At 56.9% G+C, this 19,860-nt stretch carries 16 protein-coding genes and 3 pseudogenes; 16 read left to right on the top strand and 3 right to left on the bottom strand.

The window, feature by feature from the left end; genetic code table 11:
• Positions 1 to 102: 102 nt before the first annotated feature.
• Positions 103 to 486, bottom strand: a pseudogene (locus BEN48_RS12205) (IS481 family transposase); the annotation flags it as partial.
• Between the two features lie 43 nt (positions 487 to 529).
• Between BEN48_RS12205 and BEN48_RS12200 the strand changes: the two are divergent.
• The 3 genes from BEN48_RS12200 (at position 530) to BEN48_RS12190 (ending at position 3,236) form a co-directional block, all read left to right on the top strand.
• Positions 530 to 982, top strand: a complete 453-nt coding sequence (locus BEN48_RS12200; RefSeq protein WP_070735220.1) for a GNAT family N-acetyltransferase — start codon at positions 530 to 532, stop codon at positions 980 to 982.
• 50 nt (positions 983 to 1,032) lie between these two features.
• Positions 1,033 to 2,043: a dTDP-4-amino-4,6-dideoxygalactose transaminase gene (gene rffA, locus BEN48_RS12195; RefSeq protein ID WP_193408676.1), complete on the top strand. Its 1,011-nt coding sequence runs from the start codon at positions 1,033 to 1,035 to the stop codon at positions 2,041 to 2,043.
• Positions 2,044 to 2,165: 122 nt separating this feature from the next.
• Positions 2,166 to 3,236 (top strand): glycosyltransferase family 4 protein, encoded by a 1,071-nt coding sequence (locus tag BEN48_RS12190; protein ID WP_070735219.1) that lies wholly within the window; start codon positions 2,166 to 2,168, stop codon positions 3,234 to 3,236.
• Here BEN48_RS12190 and BEN48_RS12185 read toward each other — a convergent pair.
• A complete protein-coding gene (locus tag BEN48_RS12185) occupies positions 3,233 to 4,594 on the bottom strand; it encodes a hypothetical protein (RefSeq protein ID WP_070735218.1) in 1,362 nt (453 codons plus the stop codon). The genes BEN48_RS12190 and BEN48_RS12185 overlap by 4 nt on opposite strands.
• A gap of 7 nt (positions 4,595 to 4,601) precedes the next feature.
• Entirely contained in the window at positions 4,602 to 5,759 is a 1,158-nt protein-coding gene (locus tag BEN48_RS12180; protein ID WP_241502261.1) for a tetratricopeptide repeat protein, read from the bottom strand.
• Between the two features lie 210 nt (positions 5,760 to 5,969).
• Between BEN48_RS12180 and BEN48_RS12175 the strand changes: the two genes are divergently transcribed.
• The 13 genes and pseudogenes from BEN48_RS12175 to BEN48_RS12115 all read left to right on the top strand — a co-directional run bounded on the left by BEN48_RS12175 (position 5,970) and on the right by BEN48_RS12115 (position 19,655).
• Positions 5,970 to 6,884 (top strand): M20/M25/M40 family metallo-hydrolase, encoded by a 915-nt coding sequence (locus BEN48_RS12175; RefSeq protein ID WP_070735216.1) that lies wholly within the window; start codon positions 5,970 to 5,972, stop codon positions 6,882 to 6,884.
• Positions 6,885 to 6,955: 71 nt separating this feature from the next.
• Positions 6,956 to 9,219, top strand: a pseudogene (locus BEN48_RS12170) (sodium-translocating pyrophosphatase).
• A 288-nt stretch (positions 9,220 to 9,507) separates the two neighbouring features.
• The gene (gene hpt, locus BEN48_RS12165) at positions 9,508 to 10,047 is read left to right on the top strand and encodes a hypoxanthine phosphoribosyltransferase (RefSeq protein WP_070735215.1); all 540 of its coding nucleotides are present in this window, start codon (positions 9,508 to 9,510) and stop codon (positions 10,045 to 10,047) included.
• Positions 10,048 to 10,121: 74 nt separating this feature from the next.
• Positions 10,122 to 10,745 carry an adenylate kinase gene (locus BEN48_RS12160; protein ID WP_070735214.1) on the top strand — a complete coding sequence of 208 codons (624 nt, stop codon included), beginning with the start codon at positions 10,122 to 10,124 and terminating at the stop codon, positions 10,743 to 10,745.
• Between the two features lie 132 nt (positions 10,746 to 10,877).
• Positions 10,878 to 11,867, top strand: a complete 990-nt coding sequence (obgE, locus tag BEN48_RS12155; protein ID WP_070735213.1) for a GTPase ObgE — start codon at positions 10,878 to 10,880, stop codon at positions 11,865 to 11,867.
• A 464-nt stretch (positions 11,868 to 12,331) separates the two neighbouring features.
• Complete coding sequence (locus tag BEN48_RS12150) at positions 12,332 to 12,904, top strand: nucleotide exchange factor GrpE (protein WP_070735212.1); 573 nt, start codon at positions 12,332 to 12,334, stop codon at positions 12,902 to 12,904.
• Positions 12,905 to 13,032: 128 nt separating this feature from the next.
• A pseudogene (gene dnaJ, locus BEN48_RS12145) lies at positions 13,033 to 14,177 on the top strand (molecular chaperone DnaJ).
• 170 nt (positions 14,178 to 14,347) lie between these two features.
• The gene (locus BEN48_RS12140; RefSeq protein ID WP_070735211.1) at positions 14,348 to 14,860 is read left to right on the top strand and encodes an RNA polymerase sigma factor; all 513 of its coding nucleotides are present in this window, start codon (positions 14,348 to 14,350) and stop codon (positions 14,858 to 14,860) included.
• An 11-nt stretch (positions 14,861 to 14,871) separates the two neighbouring features.
• Positions 14,872 to 15,489: a hypothetical protein gene (locus BEN48_RS12135; RefSeq protein WP_070735210.1), complete on the top strand. Its 618-nt coding sequence runs from the start codon at positions 14,872 to 14,874 to the stop codon at positions 15,487 to 15,489.
• Between the two features lie 65 nt (positions 15,490 to 15,554).
• Positions 15,555 to 16,493 carry an ABC transporter ATP-binding protein gene (locus BEN48_RS12130; protein ID WP_070735209.1) on the top strand — a complete coding sequence of 313 codons (939 nt, stop codon included), beginning with the start codon at positions 15,555 to 15,557 and terminating at the stop codon, positions 16,491 to 16,493.
• A gap of 126 nt (positions 16,494 to 16,619) precedes the next feature.
• Positions 16,620 to 18,005, top strand: a complete 1,386-nt coding sequence (locus tag BEN48_RS12125) for an ABC transporter permease (protein ID WP_070735208.1) — start codon at positions 16,620 to 16,622, stop codon at positions 18,003 to 18,005.
• Between the two features lie 97 nt (positions 18,006 to 18,102).
• Entirely contained in the window at positions 18,103 to 18,984 is an 882-nt protein-coding gene (locus tag BEN48_RS12120) for a ChaN family lipoprotein (protein ID WP_070735221.1), read from the top strand.
• A 29-nt stretch (positions 18,985 to 19,013) separates the two neighbouring features.
• Positions 19,014 to 19,655: a hypothetical protein gene (locus BEN48_RS12115; RefSeq protein ID WP_070735207.1), complete on the top strand. Its 642-nt coding sequence runs from the start codon at positions 19,014 to 19,016 to the stop codon at positions 19,653 to 19,655.
• Positions 19,656 to 19,860: the final 205 nt, after the last annotated feature.

The following is a 19,860-nucleotide window of genomic DNA, read 5'->3' as shown; positions in this document are numbered from 1 at the left end:
GACCACGAGCGGCTCAGCCAGACCTTGCAGCAGCTGCATTTTGTCGTTTTCGCCTGCATTATGCTCGCCAGGCATACGAATAGTGCATAACAGCCTCTAGTCCTTGAACTTCTTCTTCGGCGGGCCCTGCCCGTCCTCGTTCAGCGGCAGGCGACTGATGCCGTGGCGTTGAAAACAGCGGTGCAGCGCGGAGCGGGACAAGTGCGGAATGGTGGCCTGCAGCGCGTACAGGCAGTCATCAAGGGCCAGGAGCGTGTGCCGACGAAAAGCCACGGCGATGGCTTCTTGCTCGGCGCTGAGCACCGTCGAAACTGGCGCAGGCCCCATGCGTGCATCCAGCACGGTGGGGCGCTTGCGCCACTTGGCCACCGTCTTCGGGTTGATGCTGTAGCGCGTGGCTAAGCCTTGTGGGCTTTCCTGGCTGTGTTGGATAGCGCGCCGTACTGCCGCCGTTGTGCGGGCGCTGCCGTGGAGTACTTGTACCATAGATGCGTGCGAAATTCCAGCCTGGAAAATACACCACCCCTCCTTGGGACTACACATCTTAGCAATAGCCACGGAAATCACCCGTGCGCTTGAAGAAATCGCGTGGCAGAGCGGGGAATATTCTCGTTTTCGGCGCGATACTCACATTAGCAATCCGGCATTTCAGACGCTCTACTCCCGCTGGCTGCACCATGTGCTGGCGGATGGCTTGGTGTGGGTGGGCACCACAGAAGATAAGAAAACAGGAGGTATGCTGGCATTTGAAGCACGCGACCATGAAACGGCCAGCATTGCGTTGTTGGTAGTGGCCCCCACGGTTCGCCGCCAGTACCTGGGGCAATGTCTAGTGTATACGGCTCGGCAGGAAGCGAGGAATCGAGGATGCACCGAACTGCGCGTGGTGACGCAGGGAGCTAACCTATCGGCCCAACGATTTTACGAGCATTGTGGGTTCGGGCTGCTGCACACCGAACGGTATTACCACTTGTGGCTGTGACAAGTACAGACGGCCCACCGGCGGGCGCGTAGCTTTGTCCTGCCATGCACATGCCGATTCCCTTCAACAAGCCGTATTTCTCGGGCGACGAAACCCGCTACATCGAGCAAGCGGTGCGTTCCGGTAAAATCAGCGGCGATGGAATGTTTACGGAGCGGGTGCACCGGTTTTTCGAGCAGGAGCGGGGTTATCAGAAAGTGTTGCTCACCACCTCCTGCACCGATGCGCTGGAAATGGCGGCTCTGCTGCTTGCCATCAAGCCCGGTGATGAAGTCATTATGCCGTTTTTTACGTTCGTGAGTGCTGCCAATGCGTTTGTGCTGCACGGGGCGCACGTCGTATTTGCTGATAGCACGGCCCTCAACCCCAACCTCGACGCCCGCACCCTCGAAAAGCTGGTAACGCCCCGCACTCGCGCCATAGTGCCAGTGCACTATGCGGGCATCGCCTGCGAGATGACTATTATCCTGACCGTTGCTGGCAAGCACGGCCTGGCCGTGGTGGAAGACGCGGCCCACGCCATCGACAGCTACTACCGGGGACAGCCATTGGGCACGCTTGGAGCTTTCTTGTTTCACGAAACCAAGAACATAATCTCGGGTGAAGGCGGCATGCTGGCCATCAACGAAACCCGCTTGGGAGCTCGGGCCGAAGTCATCCGGGAAAAGGGAACCACCCGCTCGGCCTTCTACCGGGGAGAAGTGGATAAGTACGGTTGGGTGGACGTTGGGTCGTCGTTTTTGCCTTCAGAAATCATTGCTGGGTACTTGTGGGCACAAATTGAGCACTTGGCCGATATTCAGGGCCAGCGCCGGGCCATTTGGCAGCGCTACTATGTGGCGTTGGCGCCGTTGCTAAGCTTGGGCATCGCCCTACCCGCGCTGCCTGATTACGCCACCAACAACGGTCATTTGTTCTACCTCGTGTGCCGCAACTTGGACGAGCGCACGGCTCTAATTTTATACCTCAAAGAACGCGGCATTTGGGCAGTATTTCATTACCAGCCTTTGCACAGCAGCGCTTACTACGTGGCCCGTCACGATGGCCGGTCCCTGCCTTGAGCTACCCACTACGCCGATTGCCTCGTGCGCCTGCCATTGTTCTACGAATTGACTGAACCCGACCAGCGCCGCATTACCGATGCCGTCCTAGACTTTTACCATCTCTATTAACCCTGTTATTCGTGCGTATTTTATTTCTTGTTCCGTACCCTCTGGGTCGCGCGCCATCGCAGCGTTTCCGCTTCGAGCAGTACCTCGATGCGCTTAAGGCCCACGGCCATACCTACCAGCTTGCCCCGTTTATATCAGTGGCTACTTGGAACATCCTCTACCAGCCCGGCCATGCTGTCAAAAAAGCCGGAGGAATTCTGGCGGGGTTTGCGCGTCGGTTGTTGTTGCTGTTTTCAGTGCCTGCTTACGATTTCGTTTTTGTGCATCGCGAAGCATCCCCGGTTGGGCCCCCTGTGTTCGAGTGGGTAATTGCCAAAGTGCTAGGCAAGAAAATCATCTACGACTTTGACGATGCCATTTGGCTGGCCAACACCTCAGAAGCCAACAAGGTGGTGGTAGGAGTGAAGTGGCAACAGAAAGTGGCTGACATTTGCAAATGGGCCTACAAAACAAGTTGCGGTAATGCCTATCTGGCCAATTACGCTCGACAGTTCAACCCAAATGCTGTAGTCAACCCAACCACCATCGATACGGTCAACCTGCATAACAAGGTGCGCGACCAAGCAGCTCTTGGCCGACTGGTCATCGGCTGGACGGGTACACACTCCACGATGAAATACTTGGACCAAGTGGTGCCGGTGCTAGCAAAACTGGAGGCGGAGGGCTTGGACTTTGAGTTTCGGGTAATTTCTAATCAACCGCCTGCCTTGTCGCTTCATTCGCTAATATTCCTGCCATGGAGCAAGGATTCCGAAATTGCCGACCTGCTTAGCTTCCACGTAGGGTTAATGCCGCTTGAGGATGACCCATGGGCCAAAGGTAAATGCGCTTTCAAAGCCCTGCAGTACATGGCATTGGGCATCCCAGCGCTGGTGTCGCCAGTGGGTATGAATAGGGAGGTAGTGCAGCACGGGCAGAACGGTTTTGTATGCGCAACGCCCACCGAGTGGGAAGTCAGTTTGCGCCAGCTTCTGCAAGATTCTAGATTGCGGCAACGTCTGGGCACTGCGGCGCGAGCTACCATCGAGCAGCGCTATTCGGTGCGGGCCAATACGCCTAACTTCCTAGCCTTATTTAGTTAAGTCCGAGCCATCTGTGTGGATGAACTTGTAATTAGATGCTTCGTTCGGACCTTTGTCATGGGCATTGCAATGCTTTGCAGGATGTACAAACCACTCAAATAGAAGGGCATGAGGGGGATTTTGTAACGAACTAAGGTGCCAAAGTTACCGCTGGAAATACCTACCGAAATTGCAAAAATCAGGCTGAATACAAAACAGAGTGTGAGCACTGGTACCTGGCTAATGGCGCTAAAGGTCTTTATCAGCCCTACACGCCATAAAATGCGTATGGTTAGGACAAGAAAATACAGGGCTTCCAGGGCTGAAAGGGCCATTGTAGGGTTGCGGGCTTCCCAAAGGAATGGACGAAACAGCGAAACCACTACGGCCTGGGGCGCAAGCTTCACCATACTTCCAATGGTGCCATCCTGCACCCCAATATTGTAACCCGAGCCTTGCTCTTTTGCACTTACCTGCTGTAGATAGTCAGAGGTTAGTTTGCTTTGCGCGCCTATGTTATCCACGTTGAAACGCTCATCCGCAGCAGCCAGTTGGGTGAACGCATACAATGCTACGAATATTCCTACGCCAAGAAAAAGGGGTTTGGAAAGCCACCGAACCGCAGTATTACGAATCTTGCTGGAGTTTTCATTAAATACCCAAAGCAAAGCAGGCGGCATAAAAGCCAACAGGATGTAAATTTTCATGGCGAAAATTATCCCAACCGCACTAGCGCCCGTCAATAAGCAGCGTAGCATATTCCTGCGTTCGATGGCCCCCCTATAGAAGGAATATAACAGCCAGCCCAACGCTCCCAGGCACAAGGAATCCTTGAGCAGCCCAGACCCCCAAAAAAAGACGGAAGGCAGAAAAAATACAGCAGTTGCTAATTCTTTGTAGACCTGTGGTCGGATTTTAGCGAAGGTCATGTACATAACCCACATGCCGCTGAAGGTGATGGCCGCGAACATTAGGGCGATGACGGTATACGTGTTGAAAGAAAGCAGCGCAAACACCGCCGCCACACGGATAACGAAGTACTCGTTGTTGCCGCGGCCAAACCATGTCAATTGGTTGGTATACTTGCTAATGGCCGGGGTCACATCCCCGGAGGTAGTCACCAACTCCCATCCAGCAGCAAATGAGTCACCAAAGGCATGGTAAACGATACCAGCTTGGCGGTAATAGTTGTTGGTATCGCCACCGTATAGCGTATGGTAAAGGACGCCTAAGGCAATAGCCCCGACTACTTTGACTGTAAGCGCGGGAATAAAGTATTTCTTGGTGTAGACGTTCGTTACGGCGGGCCGTAATTGATAGGCCACTATATAGATTATAGCTAAATAAAAAGGAGTAATATAGAGGTCTTTTAATTCCATTTTTGTCTTACCCTAGCTTGTTTTTTTTAAGCCAAGCCCTGGCTTCCCTATACTGTTCCGACTTTCGGTCGGCCTTATCTACAATAACAGCATAGTAGCGCTTGGCGGCGTTTGAATCTTTATCCCGAACAGCTAGGCGGGCCAAATTCATGTTGGCAAATAGGTAGAAACCGCCGGAGGTATCGCCGGTGCTTTCCGAAAAAACGATGCACCGCTGGTAGTAGTCTTTGGCTTTGGCTAGGTCGCGATATCGGTTTTGCATCAGGTAACCCAGGAAGTAGCTGGCGTACCGCCCGCTGATGCCTTCGTAGCCTGGCATCCCCTTGTTGATTTTATCAAGGATTTCGCGGCTTACCCGTTCGCAATCTGCAAAGTCCCCCTGGTCGTAGGCAAGCAGGGCGTAGAAGCGCTGGAAGTAGCCGTTGTCAGGGAAGGATGTGGCCAACTGCCGAACTACTGGTAGGGCCTCCTCTGCATTGTTCTCTTCGTTTTTCAGAATGCGCATGAGGTACACGCGCGCTTCTGTTGCGGTATAGAAACCATTATTGGCCACGCTGCGCAACTGCTGCAGTCCGACCTTCTTATTGCCTTTGGGAAAGAACAGGAGCACCGGCTTCAGCAACGGGTAGTTCTCGCCAATCCAAACGGCGTAGTAGTTGAACAGAGCCTGCCCAAACTGGAATTCCGGGCTCAAATCGTTTGCTTCCTGGCTCTTTTTGAGAAAATTGAGGGAGCGCCGGGAACTGACGGTTGCCTTGCGCCAGTCGTGGCGCTCGCCGTGCATGCGCGCCGTGAACCCGTGGGCAGCCGATAAAAAGAAGCTGGCTTCGTAGTTGTTGTTGTCGACGTCGAAGAGTTTCTGAGCCTTGGTGATGGACGTATCCATATAGGCCAGAAAGTTCTTGTCGTACTGCGAGGACTGGAAATTGGTCGGTACAATTTTCCACCACGTGCTCAATCCCAGCAGGAAGTAGGGCATGGGGTGGTTGGGGTAGCGCCGCCGCAAGGAACGGAACTGCTTTTCGGCCCGCTCGTACTTGAAATTGTAAATGTTGTTTACAGCGCCATCCAGCTCGAGTTGAATGTCCTTGTCGAGCAGCAGCCAGCCTTTGGTGTCGATGGCCGAGGGCATCACGCCCACCGTATCGAGTTCCACCGTTTTCATGGGCGGGGGTACGCGCATTGTATCACGGGTCTGGGCTCTGCCTAACAGCGGCATCATGAGCAGCCCCAAACAAATACAAAACAGCGAACGCAACATAGGTAGATAATCGATAGCGGAACCTGTACGCTTCCCATCCAGAAAGCGGGTAGGGTAAACGGGCCTGCTAAAGTACGGACTTTGGCCTAGCTTTGGGCGTATTCCCCTTGACTTATGCAATTGTTGCGCTCCCTTTGCCGCATTCCTGCGCCCGCCGGCAACGAAGTTGCCCTGACGCGGTTTATTCTTGACTATGTGCAGCGCACGCAGGCTGCCTGGCGCCACCAGCCCGTCGTCATCGCCGATGACCGGTTTCAGGACTGCGTGCTGCTGGTGTTTGGGCAGCCCCGCACGGCCGTTTTCGCTCACCTCGACAGCATCGGGTTCACGGTGCGCTATGGCCGGCAACTGGTACGTATTGGCGGGCCCCAGGCCGAAGCCGGCTACCGCCTGGTAGGGATGGATTCGCAAGGACAGATAGATTGTACACTAACTATTGACGAAGAAACCGGCGAATTGGGCTATGCGTTCCACCGGGATATTGACCGGGGGACCGAGCTAACATTCTATTGCGATTTTCGCGAAACCGATACCACGGTGCAGAGCTGCTACCTCGACAACCGGCTCGGGGTCTGGAACGCGCTGCGGCTGTGCGAAACCCTGGAACACGGCGTGGTGGCTTTTTCCTGTTGGGAGGAGCACGGCGGCGGTTCGGTGGCCTATCTGGCGAAATTTATTAATGAAACTTACGGCGTGCGCCAAGCCCTCATCTCGGACATTACCTGGGTGACCGAAGGCGTACACGCCGGCCAGGGCGTCGCTATTTCGCTGCGCGACTCCCTTATTCCCCGCCGCGCTTACGTGGACCGCATCCGGGCAATTGCTACCCAATCGGGCATCCCGCACCAACTGGAAGTGGAAGGAAGTGGCGGTTCCGATGCCAAGGAATTGCAGCACGCCGCCGCGCCTTGGGACTGGTGCTTCATTGGGGCGCCTGAAGACCATGTGCATTCACCGGATGAACTGGTTGATAAGCGCGACATTGCCAGCATGCTAGCGCTTTACCAGGTTTTGATGCAAGAATTGTAACACTGCCGTATATATTTGGTACTCTTGCGTCTCCATTACACTTTATTTCACTTCACCCTTTTCATCTTTTCATGACTCCATACCTTTACGCAGTGCCCTTGCTGGGCGTATTTGCGCTGTTATATACCTGGCTACGGGCCGGTTGGGTGGCCAAACAGGATGCTGGCGATGAACGCATGAGAACCATCTCCGGCTACATCGCCGATGGGGCTATTGCCTTTCTCAAAGCGGAATACAAAGTGCTGGCCCTGTTTGGGCTGATTGCGGGCGCCTTCCTGTTTTACCTGGGTACTACCAGCAGCAATTCCAGCCCCGTCATTGTCATTGCCTTTCTGATTGGTGCCGTGTTTTCGGCGCTGGCGGGCTTCATCGGGATGAAAATTGCTACCAAAGCCAACGTACGCACGGCGCAGGCGGCCAAAACCAGCCTCAGCACTGCGTTGAACGTATCGTTTTCGGGCGGGTCGGTGATGGGCATGGGCGTGGCTGGTCTTGCCGTGCTGGGCCTGGGCTCCCTGTTCATTATCTTCTACAAGATGTTTGTGCCGAGTGGCCTCGCCAATGGCGAGGAAATGGTGAAAGCCCTGGAAGTTCTCACGGGCTTTTCGCTCGGAGCCGAGAGCATTGCCTTGTTTGCCCGCGTGGGCGGCGGCATTTATACCAAAGCGGCCGACGTGGGTGCTGACTTGGTGGGTAAAGTAGAAGCCGGCATTCCGGAGGACGACCCCCGCAACCCCGCCACCATTGCCGACAACGTGGGCGACAACGTGGGCGACGTGGCCGGCATGGGCGCCGACCTTTTCGGATCCTACGTGGCCACCATTCTGGCTACCATGGTGCTCGGCCGCGAAGTAACCGTGACCAACGACCAGTTCGGCGGCCTCTCGCCGATTTTCCTGCCGATGGCCATTGCGGGCATGGGCATCGTGGCCTCCCTCATCGGCATCCTGTGCGTGCGGGTGAAGGAGGGTGGCAACGTGCAGGCGGCGCTGAATACGGGTAACTACATCTCAGTGGTGATTTCGGCTGTGGCTTCCTACTTCCTCATTATGTGGATTATGCCTTCGGGGAATTTCACCATTCGCGGCTTCTCATTTGATGCCATGGGCATTTTCTATGCGGTGATTGTGGGCCTGGTAGTGGGCACGTTGATGAGCATCATCACCGAATACTACACCGCCATGGGCAAGCGCCCGGTGAACACCATTGTGCAGCAGAGTAGCACGGGCCACGCCACCACGGTTATTGGTGGCCTGGCGATGGGCATGGAAAGCACGGTACTACCCATCCTGGTGCTGGCTGCCGGCATTATCCTGAGCTACGAGGCCGCCGGCCTCTACGGCGTGGCTATTGCTGCCGCCGGCATGATGGCCACCACGGCCATGCAGCTGGCCATTGACGCCTTCGGCCCCATTGCCGACAATGCCGGGGGCATTGCCGAAATGTGCGAGCTACCCAAGGAAGTGCGCGAGCGGACCGACATTCTGGATGCTGTGGGCAACACCACCGCCGCCACGGGCAAAGGTTTCGCCATTGCTTCGGCAGCGCTCACGTCGCTGGCGCTGTTCGCCGCCTTTATGGGCACGGCCAACATCACATCCATCGACATCAGCAAGGCCCCGATTCTGGCCGGCGTCTTCATTGGCGCCATGATTCCGTTTATCTTCTCCTCGCTGGCCATTGCGGCGGTGGGCCGGGCCGCCATGGCCATGGTGCAGGAAGTACGTCGCCAGTTCCGCGAGATTCCGGGCATCATGGAAGGCACGGGCGGCCGGAGTACGAGAAGTGCGTGGCCATTAGCACGCAGGCCGCTATTCGGGAGATGATTCTGCCGGGTGCCATTGCCTTGCTAACCCCTATTATAGTAGGTTTCGGCTGCCGGGGAATGTTTTCCAACGCATCCTCGCCCGAGGTGCTGGGCGGCCTGCTGGCCGGCGTCACGGTAAGTGGGGTGCTCATGGCCATGTTCCAGAGCAACGCCGGTGGCGCCTGGGACAACGCCAAGAAGTCTTTCGAAAAAGGCGTGCTGGTGAACGGCAAGATGGAGTACAAAGGCTCCGACGCCCACAAAGCTTCGGTGACGGGCGACACCGTGGGTGACCCGTTCAAGGACACCTCCGGCCCAAGCATGAACATCCTCATCAAGCTGATGAGCATCGTGTCGCTGGTCATCGCACCTCACATTGCTGAAAAAGGCGGTGAGCGCGGCATGGCCCCCGTAAAACTCGAAAAGGAGCGGACTGAAATTGCCACTCGTCCGCACGTGCGCTACGTTGAGGCGTTTGCTCCAGCGGCCGCTAAGGTCATCTACACCGTTCTGCGTGAGGTAAAATAGCTGCCTCTGCTGCGAAACCACTTCGATTTCGTTGACTGTATAGAGAACAAAAAAGGCCGCTTCAATAGAGCGGCCTTTTTGTTCTCCACTGCTACGGTTTTGAGTACTGAAGCTGCGATTGCAAAGCTGCTTTAGGGCAACTGCTGGTCTGGCGCGCGCCTCAGTAGCGCGCCAGACCAATGGATATTGTAACGCTCACAAAATCCGACAAATCCGAATGAAACGAAGTTGGGCGCCGCCAGTCCGTGGTTCAGACAGTAGCTTTGTGGCTCATTCTTCCCGCGCCGCATGGGTTCCTCCCACATCAGCATCCACAACAAAGCATTCAAGCCGTATTTATCGGCTGCCCAACTGGATGAGGCCGTGCGCGGCCTGGCTGCCCGCCTCAGCGCCGACTATGCCGGACGCGAGCCATTGTTCGTGGTGGTGCTCACCGGGGCGTTTATGTTTGCCTCCGACTTGCTGAAATACGTTTCCGGGCCGTGCGAAATCGTCTTTATTCGCGTGGCTTCGTATGAAGGCACGGGCAGCACGGGCACGGTACAGGAAATCCTGGGCTTGCGCGAAGACGTACAAGGCCGTCACCTCATCATTGTCGAAGACATTGTGGACACGGGCACTACCATGCACCACTTGCTGCCCACGCTGCAGGCCAATGGGCCGGCATCGGTCGAAATCGCCACCTTGTTCTTCAAACCCGAGAGCCTGCGGCACGAGCTTAGCTTGCGCTACGTGGCCCTGGAAATCCCCAACGACTTCGTGGTGGGCTACGGCCTTGACTACGATGGCCTGGGCCGCAACCTGCCCGATGTGTACGTGGCCGTGTAGCACTTGCTTTGGCCCCAATTGATTATCTTGCCCAACCCACCTTACTCTTTCCCCTCGCGCAACGCTTCTCATTCATGTTGAATATCGTGCTGTTCGGCCCACCCGGCGCCGGCAAAGGAACCCAGAGTCAAAAACTCATTGCCCAGTACAACCTCGTGCACCTGAGCACCGGCGACTTGCTGCGCGCCCAGATAACGCAAGGCACCGAACTCGGTCTCACCGCCAAGAAGCTCATGGACGAAGGCCTGCTGGTGCCCGATGCCGTCGTTATCGGCATGATTGGCAGCGCTTTGAAAGATAACTCCCAGGCGGGAGGCTTCATCTTCGACGGTTTCCCCCGCACCGTGGCCCAGGCCGAAAGCCTCGACCGCCTCATGGCCGAGCACAACACTCAAATTGCCTGCATGATAGCGCTGGAGGTACAGGAGGAAGAACTGGTGACCCGCCTACTGGAGCGTGGCAAAACCAGCAACCGCCCCGACGACCAGGACGAAACCAAAATTCGCCGCCGCGTGACGGTGTACAACACCGAAACTGCCCAGGTAGCCGGTTATTACGCCACCCAGAATAAATTCCACGCCCTCAACGGCATCGGCGCCATCGAGGACATCTTCGGCCAAATCTGTGGCCTGATTGACCAGAACAAAGCTGCCGCTCCCGAAACCCCGGCGGCGGCAACGAAAGAAGTAAAGGCGTAGCAGGCTACGCCAGTTATGAGTTGAAAGTGATGAGTTATGAGTTTCGGGCGCATGGCCCGAAACTCATAACTCATTTCGTTACCCCCTGAATCCAACTCATAATTCATAATTCAAAACTCATAATTAAACATCGTGGCTTCCAATAACTTCATCGACTACGTTAAGCTCATCTGCCGCTCGGGCAAAGGCGGTGCCGGCTCGCACCACTTTTTCCGGGCCAAGGGCCTGCCCAACGGCGGCCCCGATGGCGGCGACGGCGGCCGGGGCGGCCACATCATCCTCGAAGGCAACTCGCAGCACTGGACGCTGCTACACCTGCAGTACCAGCGCCACGTATTTGCCAAAGACGGCGAAGGCGGGGGCGAAAACCTGCGCAGCGGTGCGCAAGGGGAGGACATTGTGTTGCAAGTACCTCTTGGCACCGTAGCCCGCGACCCCGATGGCACGCACATTCTGGAAATCACGGAGCACGGCCAGCGGCAGGTTCTCGTGCCCGGCGGGCGCGGCGGCTGGGGCAACGACCACTTCAAGAACTCCATCAACCAAGCGCCTACTTACGCGCAGCCCGGCGAGCCGGCCATTGAGGCCATTATCATTCTGGAGCTGAAGCTGTTGGCCGATGTGGGCCTGGTGGGCTTTCCGAACGCGGGCAAGAGCACGCTGCTCTCCGTGGTGTCGGCGGCCAAGCCTAAGATTGCTGACTATGCCTTTACCACCCTGGTACCCAACCTGGGCGTGGTGGCTTATCGTGACTACAAATCCTTCGTGATGGCCGACATCCCCGGCATCATTGAGGGCGCGGCCGAGGGCAAGGGCCTGGGCACCCGCTTCCTGCGCCACATCGAGCGCAACTCCATGCTGCTCTTCATGATAAGCTGCGACAGCCCCGACATCGACGCCGAATACAAGGTGCTAATCGGCGAGCTGGAGCAGTTCAATCCGGAGCTGCTGGAAAAGAAGCGCCTGCTGGCTATTACCAAGTCCGATATGATTGACGAGGAGCTGGAGGCTGAAATTCGCGCCACGCTCCCGGCCGATGTGCCCGCCATTTTCATTTCCAGCCTTACAAATAAGAATATCACGCCGCTGAAGGACATGATTTGGAAGGCGTTGCACGATTAACTCTGTGGGCCAACATTGAGTCCGGTAGATGAATACTCGTTAATGTCTGCATCGTCGGGCAATTGACCTACTGTAATGTAAATCATAAAATCCGCCTCACAACGGGTTCGCATATCTTCAGGAACAGGTCTTGAACGTTCCTCCCGTTCTGGGTCAAGCTGAATAGACGCTGCAACATTTGGTTGAAACAGATGGCCAAACCATCCTTTCCCGAAACGACGATTCTGGTTCGAGGCTGCCACTTTTCTTGCCCATCAGGTTTGTCTAAATAAAGACAATGCCCAATGGAGTAATTCTTGAAATGTGGTCATCAGCGGTGGTTGATGTATTAGAGGTTTGCTAAAAGTAATACTGATTCCCGTGCCACTATGGCAGCCGTGGCCCCTTTGGCCCACTCCTTGCGCCCGCAACGTGACTAACCGGCTAACCCCGTGAAAAACCCCTTCCGACGAATATTTCCGCAAATGGCTAACGAGAACAACATTCCAGAGGACGACAACCTGACCGCCGACCCCACCCACGTAGCTGGCGAAATGACCGATGGCGAGAGCAACGACCCAGACATGACCGCCGCTGGCGCCCCCCAGCCCGAAGCAACCCGCACCGATGCCGAACTGTCCGAAATCAAAGACAAGTACCTGCGCCTGGCTGCGGAGTTTGAAAACTACAAGCGCCGCACCAGCAAGGAGCGTATTGAGTTGTTTAAAACCGCCAATCAAGAGTTGATGACGGTGCTGCTGCCCGTGCTCGACGACTTCGAGCGCGCTCGCAACGCCACTGCCACCACCGACGATGCCGGGGCCGTGCGCGACGCCATCGATATTATTCAGAACAAGCTGAACAAAACGCTGCAGCAAAAGGGTTTGACTGCCATGGAAGCCAAGGGCGGCGACTTTGATGCCGAGCTGCACGAGGCCATCACCCAGATTCCCGCGCCCAGCGACGACCTGAAAGGGAAGATAGTGGACGTGGTAGAGCAGGGCTACTACTTGGGCGACAAGGTAATCCGGCACGCCAAGGTGGTGCTGGGGCAATAGGTAACTGTCATGCTGAGGAACGAAGCATCTTATCAGGGCAGCGTTTTAGCTAGAGAATTTATAAGCAACTAAAAGAGGCAGCGCTACCGAAACAAGATGTTTCGCTGCGCTCAACATGACAAACGCAGATGGCTACGAAGCGCGATTATTACGAGATATTAGGCATTGCCAAGAATGCAGGGGGCGACGAAATCAAGTCGGCTTACCGCAAGATGGCCATCAAGTTTCACCCCGACAAAAACCCCGACGACCCCACGGCCGAGGACAAGTTTAAGGAAGCGGCTGAGGCGTATGAGGTGCTGAGCAATGCCGACAAGCGTGCGCGCTACGACCGGTATGGCCACCAGGGCATGGGCAACGGCGGCGGGGGCGGCCCCCAGAATATGGAGGACATCTTCTCGCAGTTCGGCGACATTTTCGGCGGCGGCGGGGGCTTCGATGGGTTCTTTGGGGGCGGACGCCAGGCGGCGGCCGGCGCCAGAAGAAGGGCTCGAACCTGCGCATCAAGCTCAAGCTCGACTTGGAGGAAATCGCCAACGGCGTAGAGAAGAAAATTAAGGTGAAGCGCTACGTGGCCTGCTCGCCGTGCAGCGGCACCGGCGCCAAAAACGGCACCGACCTCAAAACCTGCGCCACCTGCCAGGGCCAGGGCCAGACCAAGCGCGTAGTGAACACCATGCTGGGCCAGATGGTGAGCAGCAGCACCTGCCCCACCTGCAACGGCGAGGGCAAAACCATTGTGAGCACCTGCGACGTGTGCAAGGGCGAAGGCCGCCAGCTGCACGAGGAGGTGATTCCCATCAACATCCCCGCCGGTGTGGCCAACGACATGCAGCTGAGCATGAACGGCAAGGGCAACTTTCCCGAGCGCGGCGGCGTGCCCGGCGACCTACTCATCCAGATTGAAGAGGAGCCGCACGAATTCCTGAAGCGCGACGGCAACAACATCATGTTTGAGCAATACATCTCCTTTGTGGATGCAGCGCTGGGCGCCAGCCTGGAGGTGCCCACCATTGAGGGCAAGGTGAAAATAAAGGTAGACCCCGGCACCCAGCCCGGCAAAATCCTGCGCCTGCGCGGCAAGGGCATTAAGGACCTGAACGGCTACGGCCGCGGCGACCAGCTCATTCACCTGAATGTGTGGACGCCCAAGCACGTGAGCAACCAGGAGCGCGAGCTGCTGGAGCAGCTGCGCGACTCGGACAACTTTACGCCGCACCCCGGTAAAAATGAAAAAGGCTTCTTCGAAAAAGTGAAGGAGTATTTCGCGTAATTTTTTGATTGAATAGCTTTAAGAAGCCCCGTTTGGCCACTGGCCAAACGGGGCTTTTTTATTTGAATGGCCAGCCAAGCGGTAAAAGCTGGTCGTGCTCAAAAAAACTCGCTTGCCGCTGTAATGCCGCATGGCGGACTGCGATTAACTTCCCGAAACCACTTCTGAGCATGTCTGCCGCCACGCCATCTGCTGATTTTGTTGCTGCACTGAACGAGTACCAGCCGCTGCTGCGCCGCGTGGCCCGGCTGTATTGCCAAGACGCCGACGACCGGCAGGACCTGTTCCAGGAAATGGTGCTGCAACTGTGGCGGGCGTGGCCGCGCTACGTGCCGCAACCAGGGGCTAGGCTCAGCACTTGGCTCTACCGCATTGCTCTGAACGTGGCCATCAGCAACCTGCGGCAGCGCACCCGCCGCCCCGCGCCGGGCGAGCTGGACGCCGAAGCGCTGGCTGTGGCGCTGGCTCCGGAGACGGGACCCGATGCCGAAGACCGGGCAGCGCTCTACCGGGCCATCGACCAACTGTCGGAAGTTGACAAAGCCTTTGTGCTGCTTTACCTCGAAGACCGGCCCTATGATGAAATGGCTGACATCCTAGGCATTACCCAAAACAATGTGCGCGTGAAAATGCACCGCGTGCAGGAAAAGCTGCGGCAGCTATTACCGCTCGTAAACCGCTAATATTTTCTGTTATGCAGCTCGAAGATTTGCGTCAAAGCTGGCTGAATGCACCTGCTGAGACGGCGCCCATCAACCGCACCCAATTGGATGCCTTGTTGGCAAGTCGGCCTGGCTTGGTTGACAAGATGTACCGCAACGCCCGTTGGGAAACGGCCTTCGCGGTGCTTTTTACTATGGCCGGGCCCGTGATGTGGGTGCTGACAACAGCTGCGTTGCACAAGGCATATGCCGTGATTACGCTGGTTCTGGGCAGCAGCATGCTGTATTACTACTACCGCATGTTTGCGGTATTGGACCAGATGCGCCTTGTGGAAGGCGACGTGCGGGGCCACCTGCAACGGTTGGTGGCCGGGATGCGCACGCTCCTACGGTTTTATTACCGCTTCACGCTGGTAATAGGGCCGCTGCTGATGCTGATGAATTTCGGGTATTTCCTGGGGCTGGAACTGATGCGGCCGGCTCCGCTGCAATGGCCGGTGCTGCTGCGTATGGCGGGGGTGACGGTGGTAGCAGCTGTGCTACTGCAGGTGCTGGCGGTGTACCTCACGCGGTGGTTTATGCAGCGCCTCTACGGCCAGCACCTCGACCGCTTTGAATCCAACCTGGCCGAATTGGACGCCGCCAGTTAAACATTCAGGTATTCCCGAGTAGCTGGATATCTCTACATTTACACCCCAACTAACTTCTTTTTTCTGTGAAACCCATTCTTGAAGCCATCGACGTCCACAAGGCGTACGCGGCCCACGTGGCCTTGAGCGGCGTGAGCCTGACCATTCCGGAAGGCAGTATTTTCGGGTTGCTGGGCCCCAATGGGGCCGGCAAAACTTCGCTCATCCGCATCATTACCCAGATTACGGGCGCCGATGAGGGGGAAATCCGCTTTCGTGGCGAGCGGCTCCGGCCCGAGCACGCGGCTCAAATAGGGTACTTGCCCGAGGAGCGCGGCCTCTACAAGAAGATGAAGGTGGGCGAACAGCTGCTGTACCTGGCCCAGCTGCGCGGCCTTGCCAAGGCCGACGCTACCCAGCGCATCAAGCAATGGATAGCGCGGTTTGAGCTCAAAGACTGGGTGAATAAGAATGTGGAGGACCTGAGCAAGGGCATGCAGCAGAAGGTGCAGTTCATTGCCACGGTGCTGCACGACCCCAAGCTGATTATCCTGGACGAGCCGTTTTCGGGTTTTGACCCGATTAATGCCAACCTGATTAAGGACGAGATTCTGGAGCTGCGCAAGCAGGGCGCTACCATCATCTTCTCCACGCACCGCATGGAGTCGGTGGAGGAGCTGTGTGACAACATTGCCCTCATTAACCGCTCGCGCAAGGTGCTCGACGGCCCCATCGGCCTGATTCGGGACCAGTTCAAGACCAACACCTACGCCGTGGAAGGCCGGGGCAAGCTCATGGTGGTGCATCCCGACTTTGAAGTGGTGGAGCAGACCGAGCGCGAAAACGGCCACTTCTACGCCCGCGTGCAGCTGCACGCCGGCGTGCGGCCCAACGACCTGCTGCGCTACCTCATTGCCAGCGTGGAGGTGGAATCTTTCCGCGAGCAGATTCCGAGCATCAACGAAATCTTCATTCGGCGCGTGCGCGAAACCATGCCGGAGTCGCTGGTGGAAGCAACCGCCTAACATCGTTTGTCATGCTGACGCAGGAAGCATCTTATCACGGCTCCTGACGTCAGCAGTACCACTTCCAGCAGCTGCAGGCGTGATAAGGTCTTCGCTGTGCTCAGGATGACAAAAAAATAACCCCTCATGGCTTCCAAATTTTTACTTGTTGCCCAACGCGAATACGTGACCCGGGTTCGCAAAAAGGCCTTCATTGTGCTCACCCTGGCCGTGCCCGTGCTGCTGGCCGCTTTTGGTTTTATCATCGTGAAAGTGGCCAGTTCCGACAACGACACCACCGACGTGGTGGAGGTGCGCGACGAGAGCGGCCTCAACCTCACCAGCCGCCTGGCCAACTCGACCCAGCTGCTATTCATGCCCGCCACGGGCACGCTGGCCGAAGCCAAAAAGAGCTTCCAGAAGGCCAAGCACGACGGCCTGCTTTACTTGCCCGCCGGCCTCGACGTGGACAACCCCGTGGGCGTGCAGTTTTATGGCAAAGGCAACATCAGCCTGAAAAAGCAGGTGGCCGTGCAGGGCGCCCTCAACAAAGCTTTCTCGGATTTGAAAATGCAGAAATCCGGTCTTTCGCAGGAACAGCTCGACCGGTTACGCTCGAAAGTAGAGTTGCAAACCATCAGCCTGGACGAAACCGGCAAGGAGGCCAACAGCAACGCCATGGCCACCTCGGCCATTTCCTACGTGCTGGCCATCCTCATCTACTTCTTCATCTTCATCTACGGCGTGCAGATTATGCGCGGGGTGGGGGAGGAGAAGTCGAGCCGCATCATGGAAGTGATGCTGTCGTCGGTGAAGCCGTTTGATTTGATGATGGGCAAAATCGTGGGCATTGCCGCCGTGGGACTCACGCAGTTTTTGCTGTGGGGCCTGCTGTCGGCGGGTGCCTCGTCGGTTATTATACCTTTAATAACGGGCAAAGACAAGCCCAAAACCGAAATGGCCGCCACCATGGCCGCGCCGGGTGCCGCCACAGCCGCTGCCGATGGCGAACCCCAGACGGCCGAAGGCAAACTCGACCAAAGCATGAGCCAGCAGGCCGCCGACATGAACCCGGCCGCCAAGGCGCTGGGCACCCTGAGCAACCTGCCGCTCGGCACCATTCTGTTTGGTTTCATCGCTTATTTCCTGGGCGGCTACCTGCTGTATGGCGCCCTGTTTGGTGCCGTGGGCGCGGCCGTAGACGACCAGACCGATACCCAGCAGTTCATGTTTCCCATCACCTTGCCGCTCATTCTGAGCTACGTGGTGGGCCTGTCCGTCATCCTGCGCAACCCCGACGGTCCGGTGGCTTTCTGGATGTCGATGATACCCTTTACCTCGCCCATCGCCATGGTCATTCGTCTTCCGTTCGGGGTGCCCATGTGGCAGCTGGCTTTGTCTATCACGCTGCTTATCATCGGCTTCATTGGCACGGTGTGGGTAGCGGCCCGCATCTACCGCGTGGGTGTGCTCATGTATGGCAAGAAGGTGACGTACAAAGAGTTGGGCAAGTGGATGTTCTACAAGGAGTAATCAAATAACTGAAAGTGCAATAGAACGTCATGCTCCGACTATCCTCAGCATGACGTTCTTTGTGTTTGTTTACATTTTCCGGCTTTTTGCTCCGCCTATGCGCTTCATACACTTTGCCAGCTTGGTTCTGCTGCTGTCCAGCTTTGCCTTTGTGGGCGACCGGCCCGCGTACCGTCTCTTCACCGCCGCCGGGCAGCCCGCCGACTACGACCAGATGCTGACCGAGCTGGCACAGGCCGATGTGGTGCTCTTTGGCGAGCAGCACAACGACGCCCTCACGCATTGGCTGGAGCTGCAGGTAGCCAAGGACCTGCAAAAGCTGAAAAAGCCCGGCCAGCTGGTGCTGGGCATGGAAATGTTTGAGCGCGACGTGCAGCCGCTGGTGGCCCGGTACGCTGCCGGCACGCTGGCCGATACCGCCTTTGCGCGCCAGGCCCGCCCGTGGTCCAACTACCACACCGACTACCACCCGCTGGTGCTGTTTGCGCGCGAAAACAAAATCCCGGTCATCGGTACCAATGTCCCGCGTCCGTTTGCGCAGGCCGTGGCCCGCGGCAGCCTCAAAGCCTTGGATAAACTTCCTGCCGCCGACCGTGCCCTGCTGCCCCCGCTGCCGCTGCAAGTGGATTACGAGTTGCCTGGCTACAAAAAGATGGCCGCCATGTTCGGTGGCGACAGCAAGGCCCACGGCGCCGGCGCCCAAAACATCATTCAGGCCCAGGCCCTGAAGGACGCCACCATGGCCCATTTCATCCGCACCAGCCGGCAGGACGGCCAAACCTTGCTGCACTTCAACGGCAGCTTCCACTCCGACAACCACGACGGCATCGGGGCCTACCTGCGCCAATACGCCCCCAAGCTGAGCGTGCGCACCCTGAGCGTAGTCACGCAGGAGCAGCTGCAGCAACTGGATAAGGACCAGCTAAATGTGGCCGACTTTGTAATAATCGTGCCGGTAGACGCGAGCAAAACGTATTAACATCAAGCTCGCTTTTATCTTCCCTGCCCATGATTTCGACCCAGGACTACAGTGCGCTACCCGACGCAGCCTCCCTAAAAGCCATCAGCAAAGCGCTGGCCGTGCTCGATGCCATCAATTCGCCCGACCTTGAATACCGCTACTATACCTACAACGCGGTGTGGGGAGAACGCGAAGAGGTGCTGGAAATGAGCGATGGCGAAGGCGACCAGATGCTCATCCTGTTCCGCCCAGAAGGCTGCGTGGTAAACGGCTACCTCGACGGCTACGAGCAGCCCGACAAAGCCCAAGTGACGCGCGGCCTGCCCGAGTGTTTCGACGATTTTATCTTCGGCGAACCGGTCAATTCTATCGGAACCACCTTTTGCCTGTGGTACACGCCCGCCTATGGCTGGCAAACCGGCATCGTAGAAATCGAGGACGATGGCTCCGAGGAACTGCTTTTCATGCTTGATGGCAACTCCGACACCTACGCCGATTGGGCCGATGAGTACTACGGCGAGGAAACCGACCGCTCGCCGATGGACGTGGCCGCCGTGGCCAAAATATACCAGGGTGAAACCCTAACCAGAGCCATTGTGCTGGGCATTGTAGATGATTTGGAGGACTGGCCGCAACTGGAAGAAGACCTGCAAGCCATCGGCTATCCCTACGATTTCAGTTCGCTGTAAGCAGTGGGAGCGCTAACGCTGCCTAATAACCCGGCGCAATAGGGCAGAGGTACCTAAAGCACGCTCTTGATAGACGGAACCTCCGGACGGTCCTACTGTATTTAAATACTGATGTTACGCGGATATTTAGGGGAGTGATTTACGTTTGGTGATGAGTTGCACACTGGATTTGTACACAGATTACCTGATTAGTTCGACGGGTCAA

It is taken from the genome of Hymenobacter glacialis, from assembly GCF_001816165.1.
Taxonomy (GTDB): Bacteria; Bacteroidota; Bacteroidia; order Cytophagales; family Hymenobacteraceae; genus Hymenobacter; species Hymenobacter glacialis.
Note: the sequence above shows the minus strand (reverse complement) of the source record. Positions and strands in the feature narration are given on the sequence as shown.